This is a genomic window from Kribbella sindirgiensis (genome assembly GCF_004331435.1).
In the GTDB taxonomy this organism is placed as follows: domain Bacteria; phylum Actinomycetota; class Actinomycetes; order Propionibacteriales; family Kribbellaceae; genus Kribbella; species Kribbella sindirgiensis.
The window spans coordinates 253,141-279,583 of record NZ_SJKA01000006.1 but is presented as its reverse complement, the minus strand read 5'-3'; the positions used below and the strand labels follow the sequence as shown (position 1 = coordinate 279,583).

Below are 26,443 nucleotides of genomic sequence, written 5' to 3'. Positions count from 1 at the left end.
GATACCCCCGGCGTGTCAGAGCGTCGGAGCGAGATCGGTCAGCGCTGTGAGGGCGTTGCCCCAGGCCTGGGCCGACTGGTCGGGATCCTGCTCGGTGTCCAGGCGGTCGAAGCCGGATTCGACGACCAGCAGGCGGGTCCCCTCGCCTTCCGGAGTCAGGGTGAACTCGACCAGGTTCGCGTTGCCCGGCGCCGGTTCCACTCCGGGATCGACGGCGTACCGGAAGGCGAACCGCCGGCCGGGCTCGACCTTCTCCACAAACCCGAAGAACTCACCGTGCTCGTCCCACCGCATCACCAGCCGCCCACCCGGCCGCAGGTCGATCTCCGCGCCGCCGAACGCGTACCACCGGGAGAAGACCTCGGGCTGCGTCACCGCGGCCCACACGGTCTCCGGCCGAGCCTCGACGTACACCTCACGCTCAACGCTGTCCACGCTGTCCATGCCGACCATCCTCCCCCTCACACGGCGCAGGACCGCAGTTGCGTCGCGGTCGCGATCGTCGCCTCGATCCACCGGCGGCGCAGGAAGTGCGCCTTCAGCAGCCGGTGGACGCCGTCCAGCACGACCAGCCGGCCGCGGTACGCGACCAGGTTGATCGGGAAGTCGAGATCCGCGTCCATCACCCGCTGGTAGTGCGCGCGGAAGTTCATCGGCGTCTCCGCGACCTGATGCGGTGTGACCTTGAACCGCTCGCCCTCGAGCTGCCACAGCGGCAGGTCGAACATCCAGACCAGGTCCGCGATCTCGACCGGCTCGACCTTCAGATCGAGCTCCCACAGCTTCCCGAGTTGCCAGCGGTACGGCGGGAACACCTCCCGCAACGTCTCCGGCATCAGCGCGACCAGTTCCTCGAACGAGACCTCCGGCGCCGCCCGATCCGCAGCCGCGCCGAACGCGTCGCCCAGCCCATCGATCGTCACGACGGAGCAGGCTACGCCATCGGCAGGGCGACGACGACGACGTTGCTGAGGTAGATCTCGCCGTTCCAGTCCTCGCACGTCACCAGCACGAGCCGCCCGCGAACACTCTGGTCGAACAACTGGGCGGCACGCTTCGCCAGCGTGGCCTTCCGGTACGTCGTCACAGTGGCGACCCGGTACTGGACCTGACCGCGGGATGTCGACACCCGCACCGTCGATCCGGGAACGAGCTTGTCGAGATTGTCGAACGCGCCGCCGCCGTTGTGCACCGTATGGCCGGTGATGACCGCGGACCCGCGTTTGCTGCCCGGTTGCGCGCCGGCGGACCACCAGCCGACCTTCGAAGCATCGGACGGCGGGGTCAACGCGGCACGGACGGCATCGATCGCCAGGACGGGAGCGGTCACGCCCAGCTGCGGGATGCTGATACCCGTCGGCTTGCCGGCGCGCGCAGGCGCCGTACGGCTCGTCGACGACTTGGGGCTAGTCGACTTGGGGCTGGTCGACGGCTTGGGAACTGCTGCACCCCCGGGCTTGCCCAGGGCTGCCGTGGGTGTTGGAACCGCGGAGGCGGCCGGCAGGGTCGACGTGGGCGGACCGGCCGAGGACGGTGCCGCTCCTGCCCGCTCGTCGCCGCCGAACTGCAGGTACGCACCGGTCCCGAGGACGCCGACACCCACGAGCGCGACCACCCCACTCCACCGAAGTGGAGCAGGGCGGCCGCGTCGACGGGCAGAACTCATGTCACGACCTTACGAGACGCTCTGCTTCCTTACGAGATGCTGTGCTTCCCGCGGCGACGGAGCGCGGCGACCCCGGCACCGGCGAGCATCGCGCCGCCGGCCGCGAGCAACAGACCACCTGCGAGACCGAACGGGCTGTTGCTACCGGCAACCGAGTTGGCGTCCGGACCGCCGAAGCCGGCGTCGACCTCGGTCGGCACACCGACCGTCGGAGTGTCACTCGGTACGTCGGAGGCCGGCGTCGACTCGGTGGCCGGCGGAGGCGTCTCCGACGGGCTGGTCGACGTACCCGGCGAGGACGGCGTCTCCGACGGGCTCGCCGGGGGCGTGTCGGTCGTCGTCGGCGGCGTGTCCGTGGTGGTCGGCGGGGTGTCGGTGGTCGTCGGCGGCGTGTCCGTGGTGGTCGGCGGCGTCGTCGGCGGTGTGGTGGGCGGGGTGTGCGTCGTCGTCGGCTGCGTGGTCGGCGGGCTCGTCGGCGGCGTGGTCGGCGGCGTCGAGTCGCAGCCCTTCACCCAGAACACCTTGTGCTTCTTGTCGGCGCCGATCGAGCCGGGCGCGTTCACGGTGAGCTTCACGTGATAGCCCTGCTGCGGGTGCGGCTCCCCGGTGAACTTCAGGGTGTAGACCTCCCTGGCGTCCAGGTCGGTGCCGCCGCCGGCCGCGTCCTCGCCGATGAACGGGTTGAGGTTGCCGGAGACAACCTGCAGGCCGGCATCCGCCGTCGGCGCCTGGTCTTCGAAGGTCACCTTGGCCTTGTACGAGTCGTCCTTGTCGTAGTTGTAGAACTCGACGGTGAACGTGCAGCCCTGGTGCGGGTTGTTGTCGGGCGGACCGCTCTGGATGTCGGCGCCTTCGATCTTCACGGTGCCGTTGTTGCCGGGCGGGTTGTGGCCGCCGGTCTGGTCGGCGTTGGCCGAAGGCGCGACGAGCAGTGCCGTTGCGCCGAGAAGCAAGGAAAGTGCTCCGGCGCCGGCAAAGATGCCGGCGGCCCGGGAGCGAACGCCCGTCTGGGTCATGTCCGTCCTCGAACGAGTGCAGGGATAAACCTAGAGAAGTATTTCGGTTTCGTTACAGCAGTCAAGTTCGTTCGGTAACGATTGGGCGTGTGTCCTGCACAGTTGTCCACAGGCCCTCGTGGCGGGGCCTGTGGACAACATGCACGGTGGATCGTTGACCGTCCGCGTGCGGTTCGGTCGTTGCCGGGTCAGCCGGCGTGGCGGCCGCGGCGGCGGAGCGAGGCCATCGCGCCACCCGCGAGGAGCATGCCTCCGAGCGTCATCAGAATCCCGCCCGTCTGAGTGGTTCGGCCGTCGGTGGTTGCCGCGACCGCACTGGTCGGCGGACCGGGCAGACCGGCATCCACAGCAGTCGGTACGCCGGTACTCGTCGACGTCGTGGTCTGCGTCGGCACCGCCGTCGTCGAGCTCGCCACCGGCGTACTCGGCCGCCGCGTCGTCACCGGCACGCTGCTGGGCACCGTGCTGGACGGAGTGCCAGGCGGCACCGTGGTCGGCGGCGTACTCGCCGGCGTCGTAGGTGGCGTGGTCGGCGGTGTGGTCGGAGGCGTCGTTGGCGGCGTCGTCGGAGGTGTGGTCGGCGGCGTCGTCGGAGGTGTGGTCGGCGGCGTCGTGGGCGGCGTCGTCGGTGGCGTGGTCGTCGGTGGCGTGGTCGGCGGCGTCGTCGGGGGTGTGGTCGGGGGTGTGGTCGGGGGTGGGGCGTCGCAGCCCTTGACCCAGAAGACCTTGTGTTTGGTGTCGTTGCCGATCGAGCCGTCGGCGTGGATGGTGACCTTCACGTGGTAGCCCTGGACCGGATGCGGCTGCCCGGTGAACTTCAGCGTGTACACGACCCGCGCGTCCAGGTCGTTGCCACCACCCGCGGCATCCCCGCCGATGAACGGCGACAGATCCCCGGACACCACCTGCAACCCACCGTCGGTCGTCGGCGCCTGGTCCTGGAAGATCACCCGCGCGCTGTACGGCCCCTGCTCGTAGTTGTAGAACTCGACGGTGAACGAACACCCCTGATGCGGGTTGTTCTCCGGCGGCTTGTCGCCGACCTCGACCCCGTCGATCTTGATCGTCCCGTTGTTCCCCGGCGGCGCGGCGACCGCCGTGGGCACCGCCCCCGGCCGCACGAACATCGCGGCGGCACCGATCAGAACCGTGAGCGCTCCAGCCGCGGCCGCAATTCCGGCCGCCTGTGCGCGAACCCCCTTGACATGCATCCCCAGTCCCCTGTCTCGCCGGTGGTCATAGCCCGGGCTGACATCTCAGCGCCAGTATGGCCCTCTCGTTGCCCAAGTCAACGAATCGGCCACTTGACAACGAGAGACTTGGTTGCCTCAGGCATGCGCCAGGCGGTGGATGATGACGATCGCGGAGTCGTCACCCGACCCGCCGGCCGAGGCGACCAACGCGTCGGCCGCCCCGAGGAACGCCTGCCCCACCAACCGTTCCGCGAAGCCCGCGAGCCGGTCCGTGCCGCGGCCGATGTCCTGCCGCGGCGTCTCGACCATCCCGTCGCTGTACAGGAACAACGCGTCCCCGAGCTTCAGCAGCCCGTGGTTCACCTCGAACTCCGGCGCCTCCATCAGCCCGAGCAGCGGCCCGTCGGTGTCCCGCGTCTGCCACCGCCCCGACCACGCGTCGAACTGGATCGCCGGCGGATGCCCGGCCGTCCGGACGTCGAAGTCGCCGGTCCGCAGGTCCAGCACGACGTGCACCACGGTCGCGAAGTCGTCATCCCAGTCCTGGCGCCGCAGGTACCGGTTCGCCGACGGCAGGAACTCCTCCACCGGTACGACGCCGAGCAGACCGCCGAACGCACCGGACAGCAGCAGGGCGCGCGTGCCCGCGTCGATGCCCTTGCCGGAGACATCGACCAGCGCGACCTCGAGCAGGTCGTCGTGCATCGTCGACACCACGAAGTCGCCGGAGAACGTCGACCCGCCGGCGGACTGGATGGCGACCTCGACCCGCCAGCCGGTGGGCAACTGCGGAATCAGCCCCTGCGCGGTGAGCGTGTCCCGCAACTCCATCAGCATCGACTCGCTCCGGGTGCCGGCGACCCCCAGCCGGCTGCGCACCTTGGCGCTGGTGATCATGATCCAGCCGACGACCAGGAGCACCAGGACGAAGCCGATCCGGGGCAGCGTCATGCCCCGCGAGAGCACGACGTACGCACCGAACGCCGTCGTGATCCCGGTCAGTGCCACCAGTTCGCCGAACTGCAGCAGAACGCCGCCGACCACCAGCGGAACGATCAGGAAGGACGCCGGCACCAAGGTCATCCAGATGTCGCTCGCGACCGAGATCACCAGCTGCACCAGCACCAGCGCGACGAACGCCGCCCGGTGCGAACGCCGGGCACGACGACCCAGCGCCTCGACCCGGCGGCCGATGCGTCGTACCAGCGCAAGACCGCCGCTCTTCCTCATGGTGTGAAGAAGATAACGGTACCGATCGGTCCGCGCATCAATTCGCAACACAACTGATGGCTTTCAGCTCTTGCGAGTGAGCCCTGTTCGTTGGCATCTGGGACACCAGAACAAGTTACGACCCGCCAGGATCTTCGTCCGGATCACCGACTGACAGACGTAGCACCGTTGCCCTTGGCGCCGGTACACGTACACCTCACCACCATGGTCGTCCCGGCGCGGGTCACGACCCATCGCCTCCGGCGTGTGGTCGTCGGCGACGGTGTCGATCCGGCCGGTCTCCACGCCGTACTTCATCAGCGCGAGCAGGTCGTCCCACATGCCCTGCCACTCGCGCTTCTTCACCACGTTGCCCGGTGTCATCGGGTTCAGCTTGGCCCGGAACAGCACCTCGGCGCGGTACACGTTGCCGACGCCGCTGAGCACGTCCTGGTTCATCAGCAGCTGACCGATCGGCAGCTTGCTACGGTGGATGCGGTTCCATGCCAGGTCCGGATCCGCGTCATCGCGCAGCGGGTCCGGACCGAGCCGGCCGAGCAGCCGGTCACGCTCCTCATCGGTGATCACCTCGCACACGGTCGCGCCGCGCAGGTCGGCGTACGACGTGGCGTTCTGCAGCCGGAGCCGGACCTGGCCGACGGGCTCGGGCACCGGTGCGGGCGAGATGTCCATCTTGCCGATCAGCCCGAGATGGATGTGCAGCCACCCCGCCCCCTCGAAGTCGGCGAGGAAGTGCTTGCCGTGGGCCTCGGTCTGACGCAACAGATGCCCGTCGAGCAACGCAGCCCCCTCGGCAAACCGCCCCTGCGGACTGGAAGCCCGCACCGAACGCCCCCCGAACGCGTCCCAGACATCGTTCGCCAACCGATGCAGCGTATGACCTTCAGGCATAATTCCTCTGTGGGGACGACAGGTGGTTCCAAGGCACCCACGCCGGCCGTGGTCGGTACGGCGCGGAGTATGCGGGCTCGTGACGTGTCGCGGCCCCGTCGGCCCGTTGTGCGCCGGCCGGTGCTGCCGGAGACCGACGCGGACAAGCGGGACGATCAGGGCAGTGGCGGGAGCTCGCCGGTCGACTCGTAGGCGGACAGCATCTCGATCCGGCGGGTGTGCCGCTCCTCGCCGGAGTAGTCGGTCGCCAGGAACGTGTCGACGAAACCGGCGGCCTCGTCCTCGGAGTGCATCCGGGCGCCGACGCTGATCACGTTGGCGTTGTTGTGCTCGCGGCCGAGGCGTGCGGTGTCGGTGCTCCAGGCCAGCACTGCCCGGACGCCCTTCACCTTGTTCGCGGCGATCTGCTCGCCGTTGCCCGAGCCACCGATCACGATGCCCAGACTGCCCGGCTCGTCGACCACCGCCTGTCCGGTGCGCAGGCAGTACGGCGGGTAGTCGTCAACGGCGTCGTACGCGTGAGGACCGTGGTCCACGACGTCGTGCCCGGCAGCGGTCAGGTGCTGCACCAGGTGGTTCTTCAGTTCGAAGCCGGCATGGTCGGAGCCGATGTGCACTCGCATGGGCCGCAATCTACTTGTGAGCCGTCAGCACGCGTACGCCGCCCGGCACAGTCAGGCCCGCGATCAGCCGCGTCACAGCGGCATAGGCCTGCTCGTACGGCGTACCGCTCGGGTGCAGCGTGAACACCGCGACGATGCTCCGGTCGTCCGTCCCGACGGTCCCGGTCGTGTGCAGTGCGTCGTTGACCAGGTCCACCACGGACTGCGGCTTCGCCTTGTCGGACCGGTAGCCGCTGGACCCGTGGAACCCGGACCAGCCCTGCTTGATGCTGTAGCCGGTCTCGAAGACCGACGCGATCCCGAAGTACTGGTCGAAGCCGTCCGTGCCGTGGCGGGTCGCCTGGTGCAGCTGCCCCATCACGTACTCGCGCACAGGCAGCGGAGCATCCTCCAGCACGTAGCGGTAGATCCGCACGGTGTCGGCGGCCGTGAGCGCGACGTACCCCCAGAAGCCCGGGTGGCTGGCCGGGGGTCCGGCCGTGTGGGTCAGACCGAGCCGCTCGACCATGCGGTCGACGATGGCCGCACCGCCGAGCCGCTCCCAGTAGTAGCTCGCTGCGTCGTCGTCACTGCTCCGCAGCATGACGTCGAGCCGCTCGCGGTCCGCGGGCGGTACGTCGTACTCCGGGCCGCGATCCCAGAAGAAGTCCAGCGCGATCAGCAGCTTCACCACCGACGCCGACCGGAACTGCCGGTCGGCGTCCTGCTGGTGGACGAACTGCCCTGCCTCGCGGTCGAACACGGCGATGCCGGCGGTCAGGGTCTGGGGCAAGATCATCTGAAACCTACTCACGACTGGACGGATTCCTGAGTGAGTAACTTTCACCGTTCGGACGGGGACAGTTCAACCCCTGAACCGTCAGTCGAAGATCGGGCCGCGGTCCCGGGTGCGCTTGATCTCGAAGAAGCCCTCGGTGCCGGCCACCAGGCGGACGCCGTCCCAGAGCTTGCCGGCCGCCTCACCCTTGGGCGCGGGCGTCACCACCGGACCGAAGAACGCGGTGCCCTCCACCGCGATCACCGGCGTACCGACCTCCATGCCGACCTGGTCCATGCCGGCGTGGTGCGACTTCCGCAGCGCGTCGTCGTACCGGTCGGTGTCGGCCGCCTCGATCAGCGAGGCCGGCAGGCCGACCTCCTCGAGGGCCTCGACCAGTACGGCGTCGTCCTGGCCGCCGCGGCCCTCGTTGTGGATCCGGCGGCCCAGAGCGGTGTAGAGCGGCAGCAGGACCTCGTTGCCGTGCGCCTGCTCGGCGGCGATCAGCACCCGGACCCGGCCGAGCAGGCGCAGCCAGTCGGCGTCGTGCTCCCGGCGGTCTTCGTTCAGGACGGCGAGGCTCATCACGTGCCAGGTCGTCGTCACGTCGCGGACCTGCTCGACCTCGAGCATCCAGCGGGACGTCATCCAGGCCCAGGGGCAGGCCGGGTCGAACCAGAAATCTGCAGAGGCAGTCATATTCACCATCATACAAAGTTGAAGGAACGGTTATACCGACTCGGTATCCAATACCCAATGTCGGGGGTAATCCCTCGGCCAACCCGTCAGCCAGGTGCATAGGATGCCGACATGCCTGGAACCAACCTGACGCGCGACGAGGCGCGTTCCCGTGCGGGCGTGGTCAGTGACGTGAGTTACGCCATCGAGCTCGATCTGGCCAACGCCCCGAGTGGCGCCCCGACGTACCCGTCGGTGACCACCATCACGTTCGCGGCCACCGCCGGCGCGAGCACGTTCGCCGACCTGATCGCGGACACGGTCCGCGAGGTGACGCTGAACGGCGTCGCCCTCGACCCGGACGTGGTGTACGACGGCGCCCGCATCCAGCTCGACGGGCTGGCGGAGCGCAACGAGCTCACCGTGGCGGCGGACTGCCTGTACTCGCGGACCGGTGAAGGGCTGCACCGTTCGGTCGACCCGGCCGACAAGGAGACCTACCTCTACACCCAGTTCGAGGTGCCGGACGCCCGCCGGGTGTTCGCGACCTTCGAGCAGCCCGACCTCAAGGCCCCGTTCACCTTCACCGTGTCCGCGCCGGCCCGCTGGGTCGTCATCTCCAACGCCCCGACGCCCGAGCCCACGCCGTACCTGAGCGAGAACGGCGAGGAGCTGGCCCGCTGGGAGTTCCCGCCGACCGAGCGCATCTCGACGTACATCACCGCGGTCGTGGCCGGCCCGTACCACGTCGTGACGGACGTGTACGAGGGTCCGCACGGGACGTACCCGTTGTCGCTGCTGTGCCGTCCGTCGCTGAAGGAGGCGCTGGACGTCGAGGACCTGTTCGAGGTCACCAAGCAGGGCTTCGCGCTGTTCGAGGAGGCGTTCGGTACGCCGTACCCGTTCCACAAGTACGACCAGGCCTTCGTGCCGGAGTACAACATGGGCGCGATGGAGAACGCGGGCTGTGTGACGCTGCGGGACGAGTACCTGTTCCGCAGCCGTACGACGCACGCGGAGCTGGAGGCGCGCGCCAACACCGTCCTGCACGAGCTGGCGCACATGTGGTTCGGCGACCTGGTGACGATGACCTGGTGGGACGACCTGTGGCTGAACGAGTCGTTCGCCGAGTGGGCCAGCCACTGGGCCCAGGTGGTCGCGACGACGAAGTACTCCGACGCGTGGACCACGTTCTGCAACGCCCGCAAGAACTGGGCGTACCGGCAGGACCAGCTGCCGTCGACGCACCCGATCGCGGCCGACATGATCGACTTCCACGCGGTCGAGGTGAATTTCGACGGCATCACCTACGCCAAGGGCGCGTCGACGCTGCGGCAGCTGGTCGCGTTCGTCGGTGAGGAAACCTTCGTCACCGCGCTGAAGGAGTACTTCCACGACCACGCGTTCGGCAACACCGAGCTGACCGACCTGCTGAAGCCGCTGGAGAAGGCGTCCGGCCGCGACCTCGACGACTGGACCGAGCGGTGGCTGCGGACCGCCGGCGTGAACACGCTGCGCGCCGACTTCGCCGTCGACTCCACCGGCGCCTTCACCTCGTTCGCGATCGAGCAGACCGCGACCGAGAAGTTCCCGGTCCTGCGGCCGCACCGGCTCGCGGTCGGCCTGTACCGGCGTACCGATGAGGGTCTGGTCCGGACCGAGCGGTTCGAGGTGGACATCGACGGGCCGCGGACCGAGCTCCCCGAGCTGACCGGCGCGACCCAGCCGGACCTGGTGCTGCTGAACGACGACGACCTCACGTACGCGAAGATCCGGCTGGACGAGCGGTCGCGGGCCACGCTGGTGGAGTCGATCGACCAGCTCACCGAGTCGTTGCCGCGGGCACTCGCCTGGGGCTCGACGTGGGACATGACCAGGGATGCCGAGATGCCGGCCAGCCAGTACGTCGGCATCGTGCTGCGCGGCATCCGGGCCGAGACCGACCTGACCGGTGTCCGCTCCCTGCTCAACCAGGCGAGCAGCGCGATCAACCAGTACGCCGCCCCGCAGAACCGGCCCGCCCTGCGCGCGCAGTTCGAGGAGGAGCTGGCGAGTCTCGTGGCCGGCTCCGAGGCGGGCAGCGACCACCAGCTCGCGTTCGTTCGGGCCTACAGCTCGGCGGTGTTCTCGGACGGCGGTGCCGACCGGCTCGCCGGCTGGCTGGAGGGTCGCGACCTGCCGGAGGGCCTGGTCGTCGACACCGACCTGCGCTGGACGCTGATCGTGGCGCTGTCCCGGCTCGGCCGCATCGGTGCGGACGAGATCGACGACGAGCTCACCCGTGACACCACGATCACCGGTCAGGAGCGGGCCGCCCAGGCCCGTGCCGCCCGGCCGACCGTGGAGGCGAAGGAAGAGGCCTGGCGGATCGCCGTCGAGTCCGAGGACACTCCGAACGAGACCCAGTTCCGGACCATCCTCGGCTTCCAGCAGCCCGGCCAGGAGGACCTGCTGCGGCCGTACGTCGACAAGTACCTGAACGCGGCCAAGGACGTGTACACCCGGCTGGGCTCGTCCATGGGCGAGAACGTGCTGGTCTACCTGTCGCCACGGCACCTGGCCGACCAGGCGGCACTGGACGCGCTCACCGGCTGGCTGGCCGTGGAGTCGTCGTCCGTCGACGCTCCGACGCTCCGGTACGTCACCGAGGCCCAGGCCGACCTGACCCGCGCGATCGCGGCGCAGGCGCAGGACAACGTCGCCTAACCATCAACCGTTACGTCCGAAGAAGTGGTGAGACGTCTCGCCACTTCTTCGGACGTAAGGACCCGGCGTGCGGTAAGACTGGGGTGGTGCCCGCCTCTGACCCCGCCCTGGCCGGTGCGGCAGCTGTAGCGCTGACCGGACTCGCAGACGCGTACCGACCCCGCCCCGTCACCCCGCTGATGCCCTGGCGCTACGCAAACCGCCTTGTCAAGCCGTACGTCGTCACAGCGCGCGGCCGGCAATGGGACGACCAGATGGTCGAGCTCGCTCGAAGCACGGCCACTCGACAGCTCGAGTTCGACGACGCGATGGGGTCCGTCGGACTCGGCGTCGTCGTCCTGCACCTCGGCGACGACGGCATCTACCTGGTGGTGCAGAGCTGGGCGAAGGACTTCCAGTCCCGGCTCAGCATCTTCAGCGGAATGGACGTCGACGACCTCCGGCCGGCACCGATCGGCGCCGCCCCGTGCGTATGGGAGCTGGAGGTGCTCAGCCACGAGCGCACGGCGTACGTCAAGCACATCCTGTCCGGCGACGTCGACGTCGACTCCTGGCTCGACGACGCCCTGGACACCCGCCCCAAACCACAACACGACGGCATCCCCTCCGGCACCTAGTTCTGGCAGAGGGCGTTGTCGACAACTTGCTTGGCGGCCTTCTCCTGGCCGATCGCGGCAGGCATCGAGTCGTTCAGCTGGGTCGACATCGAGACGACGACACTGCGGCGGCCGCCGGGCGTGACGCCGGTGCGGGTCTTGTAGCCGATCTGGTCGCCGCTCGGAATCCACACCGTCCCGCCGCACGGCAGATCGCGGGAGAACAGACCCAGACCGTAGCGCGCGTTCGGCCAGAACTCGTCCGCGCTGCCGTCGGTCGGAACCGTCCGCATCATCTCCCGCAGCTGCGCAGGCCGCAGGAGCCGTCCGTCGAACATGGCCCGCACGATGGTGTCCAGCTCCTTCACCGTCGAGATGTACCCGCCGGACGCGTCCGCGTCGATCAGCTCGGTCGTATCGGTGTACTCGCCGGCCGTGAACCGGGTGTACCCGTGGGCGTGCGGCCCGGCGATCCGCGGGTCGGTGCCGGGGAAGTACGTGTGGCGCAGGCCCAGCGGACGGACGATCCTCCGGTCGACTTCGTCGTACCAGGTCCGTCCGGTGACCGCCTTGATCACCAGACCGGCGAGGTCGTAGCCGGTGTTGGAGTAACTCCAGCCCTTGCCCGGCTGGAACTCCGGCGGGTGGCTGAGGCCCGCACGGACGATCTCCTCCTCGGTGTGGATCGTGTACCGACGCTCGTAGTACTGCTGTGCGTTCTCGATGTTCGGGAAGTTGCCGTCGTAGATGCCGGCCGTGTGCTGCAGCAACTGCCGGACTGTGATCCGGCGGCCGTCGTACCCGTTGCCCTGGACGAGGCCCGGTAACCACGTCTCGACCGAGTCGTCGAGGCGCATGCGCTGCTCCGCGACGAGTTGCAGGACCACGGTCGCGACCAGGGCCTTGTTCGTACTGCCGATCCGGAACCGGCCGTCCGGCCGGGGCGAACGTCCACGGAGCTCACCGACGCCGCTCACCACCGTTCGCGTCCGGTACGGCGTTGTTTCCCGGGCGATCACTCCGGTCACTCCTACCGCGTGCACGGCGTCGGCGTCCCGCTGCAGCGTCGACCGCCCCGCGACGGCGGGCAACGGTACGACGGAGAGTGCGAGTGTCATGGTCAGCGCGAGGACAGTGGATAGGCGTTTCATGCCACGAGACTTCCAGCGCTGCCGTGCGACGACCATCGCCTCTGAACCCGGACAGTGGTAGCGCGAACGCTACCTGTGAGGGTCAAACGATTGTTCGTCGGCGGATTGTGAGGGCACGTGCGCGGTGCGCGATTCCCTTGTGGAGAAAGAGATTCTTGCCACCTGAGAGAGGCTCACTTCTCCGGTGGTTCGGTTTAAGCTGCACCGGATATATCCATCCAGGGTGTCTGGGGAGGGGCCCTTGCCGTGACACGCGTCGACCACCGCAAGCCACCCGCTCGCGCTGCCCGCAGACAGCAGCGGCCCGCGGCGAGGCGGAGCTCGCCCGAGGCGCGCCCGCGGAAGGCACAGCGTTCGCACAGTGCCGTCGGAGCGGCGATCGTCGCCAGTCTGGCGATTGTCGCGGTGTTCGCGTTCATCCTCACCCGGGGTACGCCGTCGGACTCGCCCGCCGATGGACTGCGGATGGGTTCGGGCACCGACAACGGCGCCGCCGCCGCACCGGCCGAGCCGACCGGGGGCACCACCGGAACCGCCTCGAAGGCGGACCGGAAGCCGCCGACGTCTGCTGCGGCACCGAGCCCGTCGGTGAAGGCTCAGGCGACCACACCGCCCGCGGTGAACACCGGTCCGACCTCGCCGAAGTTCAAGCAGAACCAGTGGATCGCGGTGCTGGACAAGTACCCGGCCGACGCGGGCCAGATGGCCAAGGACACCGCAGCCAAGATCACGCGGGCCGGCATCCCGGCGAAAGCCATGCTGGTCAACGGCCAGTACCCGGGCATCACCAACAGCTCCCTGGCACCGGTCACCGGCACCTGGCTGGTGTACCTCGGCCCGGGGACCTCTTCGGAGCAGCTCTCCGACCTGTGCCTGGACCCGCGCACGCAAGCGGCGTACCAGAGCGCCTGCGCGACCTACGAACCAGCAGGCTGAGGTACGGCGTCCGTCGCCAGGCGCGCGTGTAGATGCGAGTCGTGGCGCTGCCCGGTCGGCTCGACGTAGTAGTCCCGCATCACGCCCTCCAACTGGAACCCGGCGCGCAGTGCGACGTGACACGAGCCCTCGTTGACCAGTGAGTGGTCGAGCGAGATGCGGTGCAGCCTGAGCCCATCGGTCGCAAAGCCCCACCGCGCGGCCGCGTCCAGAGCGCGAGCGCCCAGCCGACGGCCACGGGCCAGTGGGCTGACCCAGTACGCCGCGACAGCCTGGTCTGGCACCCGGTGGACGTCCCGGAGCGTGACGCTGCCGATCACCTGATCGGTCGCCGTGTCCGCGACCGCGAAGACGGCGTTGCCACGCGCCCAGCCGTCGATGCGCGGCTCGAGCCAGCGGCGGGCCCGCTTGTCGGCGGGTGAGCTGATCACCGCCGTGCCCGCGGTCCACCGCAGGATCCCTGGGTCCTCCAGGGCCAGGGCGACCGCGGGTTCGTCGGACGCTACGAACGGGCGGAGTACGACGTCGCCCAGGTCGATGCGGTGTGGCTGCAGAGCGGCCACGTCAGAGCTTGTGCGCCTCGTCGTTGGCGTGCAGCATCGGCGGCTGGTGAGCGTGCGTACCGAGCTGCTGTACGCCGGTGACCAGGCCGCCGGTGAGGTCGCCGGTGGCGAACGACGTCTGCATCGTCAGCGCGGCCAGTCCCGCGGACGAGTCGGACAGCTGCCGCTTGGCCAGCTCACCGATGACGATCTCGAGACGCCGGCCGGCCGGGTCGACGTACACCAGAACCGTGCGGTCCGGGTCGTCCAGCTCGTTCAGCAGCTCGATGGCGAACGGGCGGGTCTCCGAGTCCGCACCGCCGACGTACACCGAGAAGTGCAGGCCGGAGGTCTCCTCGGCGTACCGGACGGCGCGCTCGATGTCGTAGAGCTGGTCCGGGGTGAATGCGTCACCAGCTGGCACTTGCGCCTCCGAGCGTGCGGGCGACGCCGGTGGCGGTCGCGGTGGCACCCGGCGCCTGTGTTGACGCAGTCAGTTCAGGCAGCTCGGGCAGGTTGGCCGGGTCCGGCTTGGTCGCCGTCGGTCCGTTGATCCAGACCGGCGGGGCCCACCAGGACAGGCCCGGGCGGTACCGCGGCCCGTTCGCGATCGACGACGCGAACACCAGCAGCGTCAGCACGGCGATGACCAGCACAGGAATCCCGACGAACACCAGCAACGAGTGCCCGGACAATTCGACAATCACGGCCAGAAGCCTAGTACCTCCTGCACGGGAGAGGTCCACGCCCCTCCCGCACAGGTCCCACAACAGCTCAGCAGCCGCCGCAGTTGTAGTAGGTGATGTCCCAGTGGTTGCCTTCGTCGGCGTAGATGTTGCCGGCGCCGGAGCGCCACTGGGCGGCGCCGTCGCCGCGGTCGGCGATCCGGGTGAAGGTGTTGTGGATGTAGTTGCCCACACACGTGTACTTCGAGATGTCGACCTTGTACCCGTTCCAGTGGCTGTAGGTACCGCTCGCGTGCCCGACCTCGGTACCACCGGTGATGTTGACCGCGCACCCGCTCGCGGTCTTCAGCGTGCGCACGCCGTACGCCGTGCTGTCGTTGATCTGCTCGAACGACGTACACGTGGAGTTGTAGCGGTCCGAGCAGCCACCGCTGGACGACCAGGTCAGGCCTGCGGCCCGGAAGATCGACGTGGCCTGCGAGTGCGTCAGCTTGGTCAGCGCGGACGCCTGCTCGACCGCCACCACACCGGGCAGCAGACCGACGACCACGGCGACGAGCGGTACGGCGACGCGACGGAGCAATGACTTCATGGGGACACTCCTTGAAATATGGGGCGGTTATTTCAAGGAGTGCACTGCCCAGGAAAGATATTGCCGAAACCTCAGGTTGAATCAGAAATTAACATCCGAACACTGGTAGAAGGCGTTCGCCGTGTCGGCGATCGTCCAGACCGCGAGGACCATGTGCCGTCCGGAGCGGCCGCTCGGGATCGTCCCCGGGTGCGACACATCGCTCGGCGGCCGCGCGCCGTTCATCGCGACGGTGAGGAACGGAGTCAGGTCGAGTGCGGACCGGGTCAGCGGCTGCGTCGGATCCCAGCCCTGCTTGGTCATGTAGTACTTGAAGTCGGTGGTCGAATGCGCCGCGGTCAGGTGCCACGAGAACGTGAACCCCTGGCCGCCTTGGAGTTGCGTGGCAGGCCAGGTCCCGCCGCGCTGGTCGTCGAGCTCGGCGAACTGGCCGAGTCCTGCCGAGCAGAGCTTCCCGTCCGCGGGACCACTCTGCGGGAATCCCTTGGGGCCTTCGACGCTCTGCGGCTCCCACTGGATCTGCCCGCAGTTCGTGACGACCCCGTCCTGACAGTTCTTGGCCCGGCTGACCGGTCCGGTGGCGTACCCGTGACCGTAAGCGAGCGGAACCGACGTACACACCGTCAAGGCGAATGCGCCGACGGCAATTCCGGCCATGCTGAGTTTCCGTTGTCGCGGCATGCGAACTCCTGCACTGTTGGGGCGGTGGACAGTGAAGGAAGGGCGCCTCTCCTGCTCAATAGAAAACAACCGTTCAAATCTATTGTCAACGGTTCGTGAGCAGGTGAATACGGAAAGCTAGATATTGAGCGAGCGGATCAGGCGCCGGAGACGCTGATTGTTGGGCAGGTCCTCGACCAGCACAGGCTCGCCCTCCGGCCCGCCGAGCGGCACCCGCCAGTTCGGGTACTCGTCCGTGGTGCCGGGCTGATTCTGCGTACGGCGTTCCCCGACGGCATCCGTCAGCGCGACACCGACGAGCTTGGCCGGCGTGTGGGCGACGTACCGGTGCATGGCCTCGACGATCCGTGCCACCTCGCCGTCCGTGTTGCTGAGCAGGTGGCGTTCGCGGAGCGCGTCGAGCCAGGCGTCACGGTCCGCCTCGTCGACAGCGAGCTCTTCCTCCACAGGGCGAGTCAACAGGCCAAGACGGTTCCGCAGCTCCACATGGTCGCCGGCGAGGTACCCGGCGGTGGGCGGCAGATCGTGGGTGGTGACAGTGGCCAGGCACAGCTCCCGCCACCGCTCCGGCGCCAGCGGCTTCCCGTCGGCATCTCTCTCGAACCACAGCACCGACGTACCAAGAATGCCGCGTTCTGTCAGGTAGTCGCGCACCCAGGGCTCCACGGTCCCCAGGTCCTCACCGATCACCGTCACCCCGGAGCGCTGCGCCTCCAGCACGAGAATGCCCACCAGCGCCTCGTGGTCGTACCGCACGTAGGTGCCCTCAGTAGGCCGCTCCGGCGACGTCACCCACCACAGCCGGAACATCCCGAGGATGTGGTCGATCCGCAGTCCCCCGCCGTGCCGCATCACCGCGCGTACCAGCTCCCGCCAAGCGGCGTACCCGGTCTCAGCGAGCGCATTGGGCCGCCACGGCGGCTGCGACCAGTCCTGCCCCTGCTGGTTGAAGGCATCCGGCGGTGCACCCACGTGGATGTTGGGTGCCAGCACGTTCTGCAGGGCCCACGCGTCCGCGCCATCCGGGTGCACTCCGACGGCGAGGTCGTGGACGACGCCCAGCGACATACCGGCCGCCTTGGCACGGGCCTGGGTCCGCGCGAGCTGCTCGTCGAGCTGCCACTGCAGCCAGCAGTGGAACTCCACCGCATCCGGGTTCTCGTTGCGGAAGGCAACAACCTCCGGTGTGGTCGGCTCCTGCAGCTCCTCGGGCCACTTGCTCCACTCCGGCCCGTGGACGTCGGCGATCGCGGCCCACGTGGCGAAGTCGATCAGCCCCTGGCTCTCCCGGTCGCAGTACGCGCCGTACTCCGCGATGCGCCCCACCGACGGCTGCACGCGGAACAGCACCTGCAAGGCCTCACGCTTCGCTGCCCACACCGTGTCCCGGTCGAGCGCCGTCGAGTCCTCGCTGAGCGCCCGCGCCTGCAGCGCCAGCGTCCGGACCAGGTCCCGCTCCGCCGGGGCGAGGTCGCCGTACTCGTCGATGTCCTCGATCCGCAGGTAGATCGGGTTCGCGAACCGCCGCGACGCCGGCAGGTACGGCGAAGGCTCCATGCGGCCCGCCAGCTCTGCAGCGTGCAGGGGGTTCACCAGTACGAAGCCGGCGCCCAGGTCATGCGCTGACCACGCGGCCAGGTCGGCCAGGTCATGCAGGTCGCCGATACCCCAGGAGCGCCGGGAGCGAACGGAGTACAGCTGCAGCACCCAGCCCCACGTCCGGTGCAGCTTCTCCGGTTCCAGCTTCCGCGGCGTCACGATCAGCGTGCTGACCGAGATCTCCGGGTTGGTACCGATCCGTGCGCACAGGCGGTGGTACCCGAGCGGCAGGTCTCCCGGCAGCTGGAACGTCGCCTCACCGACCTGTACGCCGTCGATCCACTCGGGCTCGACCAGGTGGTCCTGCTGCGGGATATCCCGTCGCTGACCGCCGTCCTCGAGGTCGACCCACACCTCGGCCGGCGAGCCATGTGGCAGGTGTACGGCGAACCACGGGGTCCACCCCTGCCGCATCACCACGGTCGCAGGCAACGTACGACGCCAGCGCGCCTGGTGGTGCTCCGCCAGCGCCAGGGCCGCCTTCTCCGGCGTCGACGCGTCCACACCCAGTGCCGCGAGTACGTCGGCCACTACCTCACTGGAGACGACCACATGCTCGCCTTGCCAGTTCCAGTACTCCGTCGCCACGCCATGGGCAACCGCTAGCTCGACAAGGGCCGGAGAAGGAGCAGTCACCCCAGCGAGTCTGCCGCATCAACCGCACCAACGGCCAAACGGCGCGCGTTGCGTTACTCGTTCGAGCGGCGACGGCTCAGCATGAGTACGGCGAGGAGGAGGACTGCGCTGGCTACGACGAGGCCGATGGCCACGCCGGCGAGGTTGTCGGTCAGTTGGTACAGGGCGGTCGGCCAGATGACCAGGAGGATCGAACAGGCCACCACGGCGTACGCCGAACGCCGTGTCCGCCCGTAGGCGACCAGCAACGCCGCAGGTCCTGCCGTACCGACTGCGAGCGCCATGATTTCGCCGCGCTCCTGCACCAGCCAGCAGATCGAGGAGCTGAACATCGCGGCTCCGGCCAGTGACCACGACGTCACCTGATCGCGGACCAGGCCGAGTATCGCGAACACGAAGGCCACCAGGATGAACCCGGTCCCGGCGATCCCCGCGCTGTTCGGGGCCGACCCGGTGTCCGGAGTGAGGACGTCCGCCGTGATCACCAACACACCCACGGCCAGGATCCCAAAAGTTGCCACGAGCAACGACGGTTCCTTGAGCCACCACACTCCCCCGGCGGCCAGCGCCAGCGCGACCACCACCCCGACGACCCGTCCGGTTTCCCCCTCGACCGCCACGTACGTCGCGAACCCGGCCACGCAACACCCCAGCGCCGCGAGCGCCGAACTCAGCTGTTCCCGCCGTCGCAGCAGCGCCAGGACCACAGCCGAGCCGAGCAGGACGACCGCGGCCGCCGTACCGGTGGTGATCCGCGCGGCACGGCCCATTTCGCCCCAGTTCGCCAAGGTCAGGAGCGCGACGGCACCGAGCAGCAGCGCGCCGCCGATGTAGCCGAGCACCTCGACCAGCGCGCTGGTGTGGGGCGCGGACGGCGACGGCTTCTCCTGGGCCGGCTCAGGACCGGCGGGCTCGGCAGATTCGGGCCGCGGGCGCGGCCGACCGGGGTCCGCGAGCGCCGCGTCGATCTCCGCATCGGCGGCGTCCCGGATCGAGTCGGCCTGGTACTGGCGCAGCACACCAGCGCTCACGAGCCTGGACAGCTCGTCGTCCAGCCGGCTCGACATGCTTTTCCGTCTCCTTGTCAGCCCTACTAACATCAGGCGGCGAGATGCCTATTCTGACCAGCTACCTTCAGTCCCTAGTCAGTCACCCCCTGTTTTCGCCGTTGTTCAGTCTGCCGGAGACGTTCCCGACGTTCTTCCGGACCGGTAGCGACGGCAAGCTGGAGGTGACCGATCAGATCGTGGTCGTGCCGGCCCGGATCGCCGGTCTGATCATCGGCTTCTTCGTGCTCCGCTGGCTGCTGCACAAGATCATCCGGCGGTTCGCCCGGCGGACCGGGAACGGCGCCGTGGCCGGCGTCCTGGCCAAGTCGAAGCTCGGCCAGGGGTTCGTGGAGAGCACGCTCGCCACCGAGCGCCGGACACAGCGCGCCGAGACGATCGCCTCGCTGCTCAGCAGCGTCGTCACGATCGTGCTCACCGCCGTCCTGGTCGTGATGGTGCTCGCCGAGCTCGGCTTCAACATCCTGCCGGTGATCGCGTCCGCGAGCATCATCGGTGTCGCGCTCGGCTTCGGCGCACAGACGCTGGTGAAGGACTTCCTGGCCGGCGTGTTCATGATCTTCGAGGACCAGTACGGCGTGGGCGACCTGATCGACATGGAGAAGGCGACCGGTGTCGTGGTCGCGGTCGGCCTGCGGATCACCACCCTGCGCGGCGAGGACGGCACCACCTGGTACGTCCGCAACGGCGAGGTGCTCCGGGTCGGCAACCTGACCACCCGCGACCCGGACAGCACCGCCTCCTCCGGCGTCGGCTCCGGCACCGAGAAGGAGGAAGAGGCCGCCGGCGACGAAAGTGCGGTGACCGGAAAGCAGGACGGAACCCGAGGCTGAGGCGATCCCTCGACCACCCCGCACCGTCTCTCGGGAACCGGGAACAGGCGGTTCGGCCTCGTCGTCGGGCGTCTAGCCGCGCTCGTCCGTGAGCCAGAGGTCCGGCGAGGCGATGTGGTCGGCCGCGAGGTACTCGGTGATCTCCAGGTCACCGAACTCGTACTGCACGAGCCCTCTCCAACCGGCTGGACCGTTGTCGCGAGCGACCAGCCAGCCTCGGCGCCAACCCGTCGCCGTCAGGACCTGGACGTGTCCGGGGAGCGCGAAGCTGCGCAGGGTCCAGTCTGCGTGGGCGTGCGAGATCGGGACTTGTCCCGTGCCGTTCATGACGGGAGTCCGCTGCGCAGGCGGAGCTCGTCGCGGATCACCGGCGGCACGGGGAGCCGGTACCGCTCCAGCGCCCGCGCGTAGGCAACGAGCGACAGCGCGAGCCGCGCCGTGTCGCGGCGGGACGGAGTGTCCGGACGCCGCTGTCCTCGGGCTTGCCGATCGGCGACGCGAGCTGACGTGATCTCGTCGAACAGGCAATGGAGATCGTGGTCAGCAGCGGAGCGCCTGGATGCGCCGCGTGCGGCTGGGAGGGATCGGATCGACATTGGGATATCCCCTCGTCGGCTGCGGGGGATCCCGACATGCCACCTGGAATGCCATCGCTCCGGAGTGTCTCCACTCTACCCGCTCGGCTCACGAGCGCGTGGACAGCGCGTTCGGGCTCGTGCCCGCCATGTCTTTCCGGTCCGGTCAGGCGTACTGTCGGAGTAGTTCCGGAATCGACGACACCCCGTTTTGAGGCTGCCAGCCACACCGGCCCTCACGTAGGGGATTGTCATGTCCGTACCTCATCGCACGCGCAACACGCGCAAGGCACCGGCGACGCCGGCGCCCGTCACGCCGATGCCGGCCGTCGACGAACCCTCGAAACCGCTGGCGCCCAAGGCTCCGCGGACGCGGATCAGTGCCGCGTGGTTCGGGGTCTGCGCCGCCGTGGTCGGTCTCGTCGTCCTGATCATCTTCATGCTGCAGAACACCAGCAGCGTGAAGGTCCACTTCCTCTGGATGGAGGGCTCCCTGCCGCTCGCGCTCGCCCTGTTCATCGCCGGTGTCGCTACGACCATCGTGGCCACGACGATCGGCGCAGCCCGGATGACTCAACTGCGCCGCGTCGTGCGCCGCCGGAGGACCGAGGTCTCGTCGTGACGCTCAACGCCAAGCCCCGGTGAGCTGCACAGCTCACCGGGGCATCGGGTGCGCTCAGGCGGTGAAGGTGACGTCCAGGGTGATCGTCGTTCCGGTCAGGGCCTGCGAGACCGGGCAGTTCTTCTTCGCGCCCTCGGCGAACTCGGCGAACTCGTCGGCGGTCAGACCCGGCACGTTGCCGTTCACGGACAGCTTGATGCCGGTGATGCCCTCACCCGGCTGGAAGGTCACGTCGGCCTGGGTGTCCAGCGACGCCGGCGGGTTACCGGCCTGCGCCAGCGCGTGCGACAGCGCCATCGAGAAGCACGCCGAGTGCGCCGCGCCGAGCAGCTCCTCCGGGCTGGTCCGGCCGCTGGCCTCCGGCTCGGTGCGCGCGGCCCAGGTCACGTCGAAGGAGCCGAGACCGGACGACTCCAGGTTGACCTGACCGCCGCCCTCCAGCAGCGAGCCTTCCCAGTGGGCCTTGGCGGTACGGGTAGCAGCCATGCTCGTGTTTCTCCTTAGAAGGTTCAGCGGCCGGACACGTCGATCGCGCCCGGGTACTGCGGTTCGTCGGTGTTCACCATGCTGTGCGCGGCCATCACCATGTAGCGCCAGATCTCCTCGTCCCGCTCCGGGGCCAGGGCGATCTCGTCGAGCGCGGCCCGCATGTGGCCGAGCCAGCGGTCCCGTGCACTCGGGGTGACGGCGAACGGGGCGTGCCGCATCCGCAGCCGGGGGTGCCCGCGCTGCTCGGAGTAGGTCTTGGGGCCGCCCCAGTACTGCTCGAGGAACATCCGGAAGCGCACCTCGGCCGGGCCGAGGTCCTCCTCCGGGTACATCGCCCGCAGCTCCGGGTCGGCGGCAACACCGCGGTAGAACGCTGCCACCAAGCGGTGGAAGGTGTCCGCCCCACCGACGGCGTCGTAGAAGCTCTGCTGCTCAGTCATGTCGGCTCTAGTCTCTCAAGGCGTCACAACGTGCTTGAGCAGGGCTGCCCGTTCGGTGTCTCCGAGGGCTCGTTTCGCGTGCGTCGTACCGTCCACGGCGACGATCACCGACTCCGCCTTGGCGTACACGTCCTCCGACTCGCCACTGCGGTCGACGATCCGCGAGCCGAGCGTGTACGACGACGTACCGACGGCGGCGATCCACACGTCCACGTCGTACGGCGGGTGCCGCAGCAGGATCGGCCGCAGGTAGTCGACCGTCTGGCTGACCAGCACGCACGGGTACTGCGCGAAGAAGTCGCCCGTGGCCTCCGTCACCTGCCCGAGGAACGCGATCCGGGCCTCCTGCAGGTAGTCGAAGTACCGCACGTTGTTCACGTGGTCGTACGAGTCGATGTCCGACCACCGGACCAGGACAGGGTGTGTGTACATCAGGCACCCACCAGCTTCTGCAGGGCCTCGCGCTCGACCGGGGTGATCCGGCGCAGGCGGTTGGCCGCGAAGTCGAACGGGACCAGCTTCGTCTTCGCCTCGACATAGGTACGGCGCTCCGGCTCGGCGTCGAGGATCTCGTAGTCGACCGTGAACGACGCCGCCCGGATCTCACTGATCCAGAGCTCGATCCGCACCGGTTCGGGGCGGAAGTGCAGCGGCGCGCGGTACTGCACCTCGTGCCGGGCCACCAGCAGACCGGTCTCGAGGTTGTCGGCGCCGAGTTCCTTCGCGGTCCGGAACAGGAAGTCGACGCGGGCGTCCTGGAGGTAGTCGACGTACCGGCCGTTGTTGACGTGACCGAGCGCGTCCATGTCGCCCCACCGCAACGGGCAGTGGTAGACGTGGCGGTTGTGATGATCCACACGACGATCATGTCATCCGGGGTACTTCCCGGGTGACTGACCGTGGGTAATGTCATCTTCTGCAGACCAGTGCATCGATTGGAGTGGTGGATGAGCACGCAGCGGGTGGCGATCGTGACCGGGGCGGCCCGGGGAATCGGCGCGGCCGTCGCGCAGCGGCTCGCCGCGGACGGGAACGCCGTCGCGGTCATCGACCTCGACGAGGGCGCCTGCGCGGGGACCGTGAAGGCGATCACCGAGGCCGGCGGTACGGCGATCGCGGTCGGTGCCGACGTCAGCAAGTCCGACCAGGTGGGCGCCGCCGTCGAGCGCGTGGTCGCGGAACTGGGCGCGCCGACGATCCTGGTCAACAACGCCGGCGTACTGCGGGACAACCTGCTGTTCAAGATGTCCGAGGACGACTGGGACACGGTCATGTCCGTGCACCTCAAGGGCAGCTTCCTGATGTCGAAGGCCTGCCAGGCGCACATGGTCGAGGCCAAGTACGGACGCCTCGTCTTCCTCTCGTCGACGTCGGCGCTCGGCAACCGCGGCCAGGCGAACTACGCCTCCGCGAAGGCCGGCCTGCAGGGTCTGGCGAAGACGCTCGCGATCGAGCTGGGCAAGTTCGGTGTCACCGCGAACGCGATCGCGCCGGGCTTCATCGAGACCGACATGACCGCGGCCACCGCGGCCCGGGTCGGTGTCGACTTCGAGGAGTTCAAGAAGGCCACCGCCGCCACCATCCCGGTGAACCGGACCGGCACGCCCGCGGACATCGCCGCCGCCGCGTCGTTCTTCTGCAGCGAGGAGGCCGGCTTCGTGTCCGGCCAGGTCCTGTACGTCGCCGGCGGACCCCGCAACTGACCCGCAACCCGACTGGGAACTGAGAGGGAAGCCGACATGCCGCAGACGTACGACGGCATCGACGAGGTGGTGCACGCAGTCGGCACCCCGCTCGGCGAGACCGAGTGGCTGGAGATCACCCAGGAGCAGGTGAACCAGTTCGCCGAGGCAACCGGTGACCACCAGTGGATCCATGTCGACGTCGACCGGGCCGCCAAGGGCCCGTACGGCGGGACGATCGCGCACGGCTACCTGACGCTGAGCCTGATCGCCCGCTTCGGCGAGGAGCTGTTCAAGGTCGAGGGCGTGACCGCGAAACTCAACTACGGCGTCAACAAGGTCCGCTTCCCCGCCCCGGTCCCGGTCGGCAGCCGCGTCCGCGCCGGCGCCTCGATCGCGAACGCCGTACAGACCCCGGCGGGCATCCAGGTCTCCCTCAACTGGGTGATCGAACTGGAGAACTCCACCAAGCCGGCCTGCGTCGCGGAAACCGTCGTACTGCTCGTTCCCTAGAGCGGGCAGATCAGGACCGCGTGGGTCGCGATCCGGTCGTACCCGAGCCAGTCGTTGACGGCGAGCATCGGGGCATTGCCGTCGTAGTTGGCCGTGTAGGCGGCCTCGATACCGGCTTCGGCGGCGCGGCGCAGGGCGGCGGCCTTGACCAGTTTGGCGAGACCGCGGCCGCGGTACTCCGGGAGCGTGGACGTCATCCTGGACCAGATCTTGGCGTCGTCACCGTGGCTGCGGGTGAACGCGATGACCTGACCTTGGTGCGTCGCGGCCACGCTCACCGCGCGCAACAGGTCCGGGGAGTTCCAGATGTCGGCGAGCCAGGCGTCGTACGGCTGGGAGGAGATTTTCGCGTCCCCCGGCTTGGTGCGCTGGGCAACCTCGTCCGCGGCGTGCAGCAACCTGGGGTCGATCTCGGTGAACGGCACCAGCTGCACCTCGCTCGGGACCTCGGGGAGGTCCGGCGCCTTGCGCGGGTCGATCCCCGCGTAGTGCACCTGGCGGGTCTGCCGGTACCCGAACCGTGCCGCCCACTCCACACTGCCCGGGTCGGCGAACACTCGCGCCGACGTGGCTCCCGCCTCCCGCAGGCTGGTGTGAACGGCCTCGAGCAACCGCGTGCCGATCCCTCGGCCGCGGTACTCCGGCCGGACCAGCAGCCGCAGCTCACCGTCCAGCGGGTCCGATCCACCGATCAGCCCGCACGACGCCCACCCCACGAGGCGGCCGTCATCCTCCGCCACGAACGACCCGCGCCCCGGACCGGCCGGTGCCGCCAGCCGCTGGGTCAGTGAACTGCGTGTGATCACCAGATACGGCACGAGCGCATCGTGCAGCGCCACCGCTGCGTCGACATCCCCCGGACCTGCTGCCCTGATCTCCATCCCAACTCCTTGGGAACTCCAACGACGAAGTCCCCGGAAGGTAACGTTCTTTCAGGTGCATACCGGTAGGAAACTGATGACAGCTCTGTCTCAGAGGGTTCTCAGCAGCCCCAGTTCGGTCTGCACCCGCCGGTACCCCAGCCAGTTGTTCACGGCAAGCATCGGCCCGTTCTCGTCGTCGTTCGACGTGTACGCCGCGGTGATCCCGGCCGCCGCCGCGCGCCGCAGCGCGACCGACTTCACCAGCTTCGCCAACCCCTTCCCGCGGTACCCCGGAATCGTGCCCGTCATGCCCGACCACATCCGGTCGGTATCGGTCTCGACCACGGTGAACGCCACCACCTCGTCGCCGGCCATCGCCGCGACACTGAGCGCCTTGTCCATGGCCGGACCGTTCCAGATCTCTTCCAGCCACTGGTCGTAGTCGACCGCGTCCAGCGGCGAGTCACTCGGCTCGTCCAGCGAGGCGATCGCGTCGGCGGTGTACGCCGTGTGCGGGTCGACGGTGTCGAGGGCGACGAGTTCGATCCCCTCAGGCGTCTCCGGGGGCTCGGGCAACGACGACGTCAGGTCGATGCCGGAGAAGTGCATCTGCCGCGTCCCGTCGTACCCGAGGTTGCGGGCGAACTCGAGACCGTCGGGCTGGACGAACGTCCGGACCCGGATCGCCCCGACCTCGGTGAGGTGCTGGTGCAGCCGATCGGCGAGCTCGCTGCCGATGCCCTGCTTGCGGTGCTCCGGGTGCACGTAGATGCTCAGGTGGGCCTGGCCCGGCTCGCTCGTCCAGACGTTCAGGCCGGCCGACGCCCAGGCGACGACCTCGCCGTCGCGTTCGGCGACCAGCGGCAGGAACCGCTCCCCCGGCGACTGGACGGTCAGCATGTGCCGCGTCGCCGCGGGCGACATGATCTTGTACGGCGCCACCAGCGCCCGCACTGCCGCCACCGCCTCGGCGTCGTCCGCCGTCGCCTGCCGTATCGCCGCCCGAGTCGTCATGGCCGGACCTTAGCCAGCACGCCGTACGCTCGCCACGTATTAAGAGACGTGATCGCGCGACTCCCGTGATTCGGCTGTGCACCGAACTCGTACTAGAGTGGCGCGGTGCTGTCGGACTGAATGCCCCGACCGCCGGAAGTGCCATCGTGGTTTCACGCGACGGGGT

33 protein-coding genes are annotated in these 26,443 nt (G+C 68.8%); 7 read left to right on the top strand and 26 right to left on the bottom strand.

The genetic code is table 11. The features are described from left to right. Nucleotides 1-15: 15 nt before the first annotated feature. The 10 genes from E0H50_RS19180 to E0H50_RS19135 form a co-directional block, all read right to left on the bottom strand. Entirely contained in the window at nucleotides 16-444 is a 429-nt protein-coding gene (locus E0H50_RS19180) for an SRPBCC domain-containing protein (RefSeq protein ID WP_131290237.1), read from the bottom strand. Between the two features lie 17 nt (nucleotides 445-461). Then, nucleotides 462-923, bottom strand: a complete 462-nt coding sequence (locus E0H50_RS19175) for a hypothetical protein (RefSeq protein ID WP_238151070.1) — start codon at nucleotides 921-923, stop codon at nucleotides 462-464. Between the two features lie 11 nt (nucleotides 924-934). Further along, nucleotides 935-1,666, bottom strand: a complete 732-nt coding sequence (locus E0H50_RS19170; RefSeq protein ID WP_131290234.1) for a class F sortase — start codon at nucleotides 1,664-1,666, stop codon at nucleotides 935-937. Nucleotides 1,667-1,695: 29 nt separating this feature from the next. Continuing rightward, the gene (locus E0H50_RS19165) at nucleotides 1,696-2,682 is read right to left on the bottom strand and encodes a hypothetical protein (RefSeq protein ID WP_131290231.1); all 987 of its coding nucleotides are present in this window, start codon (nucleotides 2,680-2,682) and stop codon (nucleotides 1,696-1,698) included. Between the two features lie 188 nt (nucleotides 2,683-2,870). Further along, the gene (locus E0H50_RS19160; RefSeq protein WP_131290228.1) at nucleotides 2,871-3,893 is read right to left on the bottom strand and encodes a hypothetical protein; all 1,023 of its coding nucleotides are present in this window, start codon (nucleotides 3,891-3,893) and stop codon (nucleotides 2,871-2,873) included. 117 nt (nucleotides 3,894-4,010) lie between these two features. Next, a complete protein-coding gene (locus E0H50_RS19155; protein WP_131290225.1) occupies nucleotides 4,011-5,105 on the bottom strand; it encodes a PP2C family protein-serine/threonine phosphatase in 1,095 nt (364 codons plus the stop codon). A gap of 63 nt (nucleotides 5,106-5,168) precedes the next feature. Beyond that, nucleotides 5,169-5,996 carry an Fpg/Nei family DNA glycosylase gene (locus E0H50_RS19150; RefSeq protein ID WP_131290222.1) on the bottom strand — a complete coding sequence of 276 codons (828 nt, stop codon included), beginning with the start codon at nucleotides 5,994-5,996 and terminating at the stop codon, nucleotides 5,169-5,171. Nucleotides 5,997-6,151: 155 nt separating this feature from the next. Further along, nucleotides 6,152-6,619 carry a ribose-5-phosphate isomerase gene (locus tag E0H50_RS19145; protein ID WP_131290219.1) on the bottom strand — a complete coding sequence of 156 codons (468 nt, stop codon included), beginning with the start codon at nucleotides 6,617-6,619 and terminating at the stop codon, nucleotides 6,152-6,154. 10 nt (nucleotides 6,620-6,629) lie between these two features. Next, the gene (locus tag E0H50_RS19140) at nucleotides 6,630-7,397 is read right to left on the bottom strand and encodes a serine hydrolase family protein (protein WP_131290216.1); all 768 of its coding nucleotides are present in this window, start codon (nucleotides 7,395-7,397) and stop codon (nucleotides 6,630-6,632) included. Nucleotides 7,398-7,478: 81 nt separating this feature from the next. Continuing rightward, nucleotides 7,479-8,075 (bottom strand): mycothiol-dependent nitroreductase Rv2466c family protein, encoded by a 597-nt coding sequence (locus tag E0H50_RS19135; protein WP_131290213.1) that lies wholly within the window; start codon nucleotides 8,073-8,075, stop codon nucleotides 7,479-7,481. Between the two features lie 111 nt (nucleotides 8,076-8,186). On the opposite strand from E0H50_RS19135, the gene pepN reads away from it, so the two are divergent. Both pepN and E0H50_RS19125 read left to right on the top strand, forming a co-directional pair. Next, nucleotides 8,187-10,760 (top strand): aminopeptidase N, encoded by a 2,574-nt coding sequence (pepN, locus tag E0H50_RS19130; protein ID WP_131290209.1) that lies wholly within the window; start codon nucleotides 8,187-8,189, stop codon nucleotides 10,758-10,760. Nucleotides 10,761-10,846: 86 nt separating this feature from the next. Then, the gene (locus tag E0H50_RS19125; RefSeq protein WP_238151069.1) at nucleotides 10,847-11,377 is read left to right on the top strand and encodes a hypothetical protein; all 531 of its coding nucleotides are present in this window, start codon (nucleotides 10,847-10,849) and stop codon (nucleotides 11,375-11,377) included. Here the strand turns inward: E0H50_RS19125 and E0H50_RS19120 are convergent. After that, nucleotides 11,374-12,507 carry a serine hydrolase domain-containing protein gene (locus tag E0H50_RS19120; RefSeq protein WP_131290206.1) on the bottom strand — a complete coding sequence of 378 codons (1,134 nt, stop codon included), beginning with the start codon at nucleotides 12,505-12,507 and terminating at the stop codon, nucleotides 11,374-11,376. The two genes, E0H50_RS19125 and E0H50_RS19120, sit on opposite strands and share 4 nt — an antisense overlap. A gap of 246 nt (nucleotides 12,508-12,753) precedes the next feature. On the opposite strand from E0H50_RS19120, the gene E0H50_RS19115 reads away from it, so the two are divergent. Then, nucleotides 12,754-13,443: a hypothetical protein gene (locus tag E0H50_RS19115; RefSeq protein ID WP_131290203.1), complete on the top strand. Its 690-nt coding sequence runs from the start codon at nucleotides 12,754-12,756 to the stop codon at nucleotides 13,441-13,443. Here the strand turns inward: E0H50_RS19115 and E0H50_RS19110 are convergent. From E0H50_RS19110 to E0H50_RS19080, 7 genes are all read right to left on the bottom strand, one after another. Further along, a complete protein-coding gene (locus E0H50_RS19110; RefSeq protein WP_131290200.1) occupies nucleotides 13,425-14,006 on the bottom strand; it encodes a GNAT family N-acetyltransferase in 582 nt (193 codons plus the stop codon). The genes E0H50_RS19115 and E0H50_RS19110 overlap by 19 nt on opposite strands. A 1-nt stretch (nucleotide 14,007) precedes the next feature. Then, nucleotides 14,008-14,409: a DUF5130 family protein gene (locus E0H50_RS19105; RefSeq protein ID WP_238151068.1), complete on the bottom strand. Its 402-nt coding sequence runs from the start codon at nucleotides 14,407-14,409 to the stop codon at nucleotides 14,008-14,010. After that, nucleotides 14,396-14,692, bottom strand: coding sequence for an aa3-type cytochrome oxidase subunit CtaJ (gene ctaJ, locus E0H50_RS19100; RefSeq protein WP_131290194.1), 297 nt, complete (start codon nucleotides 14,690-14,692; stop codon nucleotides 14,396-14,398). The genes E0H50_RS19105 and ctaJ overlap by 14 nt, the downstream gene beginning before the upstream one ends. A gap of 67 nt (nucleotides 14,693-14,759) precedes the next feature. Next, on the bottom strand, nucleotides 14,760-15,263 hold the full coding sequence (locus E0H50_RS19095) for a hypothetical protein (protein WP_131290192.1): 504 nt from the start codon (nucleotides 15,261-15,263) through the stop codon (nucleotides 14,760-14,762). Nucleotides 15,264-15,344: 81 nt separating this feature from the next. Beyond that, nucleotides 15,345-15,944 (bottom strand): lytic polysaccharide monooxygenase auxiliary activity family 9 protein, encoded by a 600-nt coding sequence (locus tag E0H50_RS19090; protein WP_131290189.1) that lies wholly within the window; start codon nucleotides 15,942-15,944, stop codon nucleotides 15,345-15,347. Between the two features lie 117 nt (nucleotides 15,945-16,061). After that, nucleotides 16,062-18,179 carry a 4-alpha-glucanotransferase gene (gene malQ / locus E0H50_RS19085; RefSeq protein ID WP_131290187.1) on the bottom strand — a complete coding sequence of 706 codons (2,118 nt, stop codon included), beginning with the start codon at nucleotides 18,177-18,179 and terminating at the stop codon, nucleotides 16,062-16,064. Nucleotides 18,180-18,232: 53 nt separating this feature from the next. Continuing rightward, complete coding sequence (locus E0H50_RS19080; protein ID WP_131290184.1) at nucleotides 18,233-19,246, bottom strand: DUF2157 domain-containing protein; 1,014 nt, start codon at nucleotides 19,244-19,246, stop codon at nucleotides 18,233-18,235. Nucleotides 19,247-19,347: 101 nt separating this feature from the next. On the opposite strand from E0H50_RS19080, the gene E0H50_RS19075 reads away from it, so the two are divergent. Beyond that, nucleotides 19,348-20,079, top strand: coding sequence for a mechanosensitive ion channel family protein (locus E0H50_RS19075; protein WP_238151067.1), 732 nt, complete (start codon nucleotides 19,348-19,350; stop codon nucleotides 20,077-20,079). Between the two features lie 72 nt (nucleotides 20,080-20,151). Here E0H50_RS19075 and E0H50_RS19070 read toward each other — a convergent pair whose 3' ends face one another. Both E0H50_RS19070 and E0H50_RS19065 read right to left on the bottom strand, forming a co-directional pair. After that, a complete protein-coding gene (locus E0H50_RS19070; RefSeq protein ID WP_131290178.1) occupies nucleotides 20,152-20,406 on the bottom strand; it encodes a hypothetical protein in 255 nt (84 codons plus the stop codon). After that, on the bottom strand, nucleotides 20,403-20,675 hold the full coding sequence (locus E0H50_RS19065; RefSeq protein ID WP_131290175.1) for a hypothetical protein: 273 nt from the start codon (nucleotides 20,673-20,675) through the stop codon (nucleotides 20,403-20,405). Before E0H50_RS19065 ends, E0H50_RS19070 begins: the two co-directional genes overlap by 4 nt. Nucleotides 20,676-20,907: 232 nt before the next feature. Between E0H50_RS19065 and E0H50_RS19060 the strand changes: the two genes are divergently transcribed. Beyond that, entirely contained in the window at nucleotides 20,908-21,276 is a 369-nt protein-coding gene (locus E0H50_RS19060; RefSeq protein ID WP_202868214.1) for a LapA family protein, read from the top strand. Between the two features lie 54 nt (nucleotides 21,277-21,330). Here the strand turns inward: E0H50_RS19060 and E0H50_RS19055 are convergent, their stop codons facing one another. From E0H50_RS19055 to E0H50_RS19040, 4 genes are read right to left on the bottom strand one after another with little or no spacing between them, the layout of a single operon-like run. Then, nucleotides 21,331-21,762, bottom strand: coding sequence for an OsmC family peroxiredoxin (locus tag E0H50_RS19055; RefSeq protein ID WP_130381255.1), 432 nt, complete (start codon nucleotides 21,760-21,762; stop codon nucleotides 21,331-21,333). A 23-nt stretch (nucleotides 21,763-21,785) separates the two neighbouring features. Then, a complete protein-coding gene (locus E0H50_RS19050) occupies nucleotides 21,786-22,205 on the bottom strand; it encodes a globin (protein ID WP_131290172.1) in 420 nt (139 codons plus the stop codon). A 15-nt stretch (nucleotides 22,206-22,220) separates the two neighbouring features. Beyond that, the gene (locus E0H50_RS19045) at nucleotides 22,221-22,637 is read right to left on the bottom strand and encodes an acyl-CoA thioesterase (RefSeq protein WP_238151066.1); all 417 of its coding nucleotides are present in this window, start codon (nucleotides 22,635-22,637) and stop codon (nucleotides 22,221-22,223) included. Beyond that, complete coding sequence (locus tag E0H50_RS19040) at nucleotides 22,637-23,062, bottom strand: acyl-CoA thioesterase (RefSeq protein ID WP_238151065.1); 426 nt, start codon at nucleotides 23,060-23,062, stop codon at nucleotides 22,637-22,639. Before E0H50_RS19040 ends, E0H50_RS19045 begins: the two co-directional genes overlap by 1 nt. Nucleotides 23,063-23,152: 90 nt before the next feature. On the opposite strand from E0H50_RS19040, the gene E0H50_RS19035 reads away from it, so the two are divergent. Both E0H50_RS19035 and E0H50_RS19030 read left to right on the top strand, forming a co-directional pair. After that, the gene (locus tag E0H50_RS19035) at nucleotides 23,153-23,908 is read left to right on the top strand and encodes an SDR family oxidoreductase (protein WP_131290166.1); all 756 of its coding nucleotides are present in this window, start codon (nucleotides 23,153-23,155) and stop codon (nucleotides 23,906-23,908) included. A gap of 36 nt (nucleotides 23,909-23,944) precedes the next feature. Continuing rightward, nucleotides 23,945-24,400 carry a MaoC family dehydratase gene (locus tag E0H50_RS19030; RefSeq protein WP_131290163.1) on the top strand — a complete coding sequence of 152 codons (456 nt, stop codon included), beginning with the start codon at nucleotides 23,945-23,947 and terminating at the stop codon, nucleotides 24,398-24,400. Here the strand turns inward: E0H50_RS19030 and E0H50_RS19025 are convergent. Together E0H50_RS19025 and E0H50_RS19020 are read right to left on the bottom strand one after the other, a co-directional pair. After that, complete coding sequence (locus tag E0H50_RS19025; RefSeq protein ID WP_131290161.1) at nucleotides 24,397-25,281, bottom strand: GNAT family N-acetyltransferase; 885 nt, start codon at nucleotides 25,279-25,281, stop codon at nucleotides 24,397-24,399. The genes E0H50_RS19030 and E0H50_RS19025 overlap by 4 nt on opposite strands. Before the next feature lie 90 nt (nucleotides 25,282-25,371). Beyond that, nucleotides 25,372-26,277, bottom strand: a complete 906-nt coding sequence (locus E0H50_RS19020) for a GNAT family N-acetyltransferase (RefSeq protein WP_131290158.1) — start codon at nucleotides 26,275-26,277, stop codon at nucleotides 25,372-25,374. Nucleotides 26,278-26,443 lie beyond the last annotated feature (166 nt).

Coding starts and splice junctions, on each gene's coding strand:
- E0H50_RS19180 (WP_131290237.1), bottom strand. CDS start 444: ATGGACAGCGTGGACAGCGTTGAGCGTGAGGTGTACGTCGAGGCTCGG.
- E0H50_RS19170 (WP_131290234.1), bottom strand. CDS start 1,666: ATGAGTTCTGCCCGTCGACGCGGCCGCCCTGCTCCACTTCGGTGGAGT.
- E0H50_RS19165 (WP_131290231.1), bottom strand. CDS start 2,682: ATGACCCAGACGGGCGTTCGCTCCCGGGCCGCCGGCATCTTTGCCGGC.
- E0H50_RS19160 (WP_131290228.1), bottom strand. CDS start 3,893: ATGCATGTCAAGGGGGTTCGCGCACAGGCGGCCGGAATTGCGGCCGCG.
- E0H50_RS19155 (WP_131290225.1), bottom strand. CDS start 5,105: ATGAGGAAGAGCGGCGGTCTTGCGCTGGTACGACGCATCGGCCGCCGG.
- E0H50_RS19150 (WP_131290222.1), bottom strand. CDS start 5,996: ATGCCTGAAGGTCATACGCTGCATCGGTTGGCGAACGATGTCTGGGAC.
- E0H50_RS19145 (WP_131290219.1), bottom strand. CDS start 6,619: ATGCGAGTGCACATCGGCTCCGACCATGCCGGCTTCGAACTGAAGAAC.
- E0H50_RS19140 (WP_131290216.1), bottom strand. CDS start 7,397: ATGATCTTGCCCCAGACCCTGACCGCCGGCATCGCCGTGTTCGACCGC.
- E0H50_RS19135 (WP_131290213.1), bottom strand. CDS start 8,075: ATGACTGCCTCTGCAGATTTCTGGTTCGACCCGGCCTGCCCCTGGGCC.
- pepN (WP_131290209.1), top strand. CDS start 8,187: ATGCCTGGAACCAACCTGACGCGCGACGAGGCGCGTTCCCGTGCGGGC.
- E0H50_RS19120 (WP_131290206.1), bottom strand. CDS start 12,507: ATGAAACGCCTATCCACTGTCCTCGCGCTGACCATGACACTCGCACTC.
- E0H50_RS19095 (WP_131290192.1), bottom strand. CDS start 15,263: ATGAAGTCATTGCTCCGTCGCGTCGCCGTACCGCTCGTCGCCGTGGTC.
- E0H50_RS19090 (WP_131290189.1), bottom strand. CDS start 15,944: ATGCCGCGACAACGGAAACTCAGCATGGCCGGAATTGCCGTCGGCGCA.
- E0H50_RS19080 (WP_131290184.1), bottom strand. CDS start 19,246: ATGTCGAGCCGGCTGGACGACGAGCTGTCCAGGCTCGTGAGCGCTGGT.
- E0H50_RS19070 (WP_131290178.1), bottom strand. CDS start 20,406: ATGAACGGCACGGGACAAGTCCCGATCTCGCACGCCCACGCAGACTGG.
- E0H50_RS19065 (WP_131290175.1), bottom strand. CDS start 20,675: ATGTCGATCCGATCCCTCCCAGCCGCACGCGGCGCATCCAGGCGCTCC.
- E0H50_RS19060 (WP_202868214.1), top strand. CDS start 20,908: ATGTCCGTACCTCATCGCACGCGCAACACGCGCAAGGCACCGGCGACG.
- E0H50_RS19055 (WP_130381255.1), bottom strand. CDS start 21,762: ATGGCTGCTACCCGTACCGCCAAGGCCCACTGGGAAGGCTCGCTGCTG.
- E0H50_RS19050 (WP_131290172.1), bottom strand. CDS start 22,205: ATGACTGAGCAGCAGAGCTTCTACGACGCCGTCGGTGGGGCGGACACC.
- E0H50_RS19045 (WP_238151066.1), bottom strand. CDS start 22,637: ATGTACACACACCCTGTCCTGGTCCGGTGGTCGGACATCGACTCGTAC.
- E0H50_RS19035 (WP_131290166.1), top strand. CDS start 23,153: ATGAGCACGCAGCGGGTGGCGATCGTGACCGGGGCGGCCCGGGGAATC.
- E0H50_RS19030 (WP_131290163.1), top strand. CDS start 23,945: ATGCCGCAGACGTACGACGGCATCGACGAGGTGGTGCACGCAGTCGGC.
- E0H50_RS19025 (WP_131290161.1), bottom strand. CDS start 25,281: ATGGAGATCAGGGCAGCAGGTCCGGGGGATGTCGACGCAGCGGTGGCG.
- E0H50_RS19020 (WP_131290158.1), bottom strand. CDS start 26,277: ATGACGACTCGGGCGGCGATACGGCAGGCGACGGCGGACGACGCCGAG.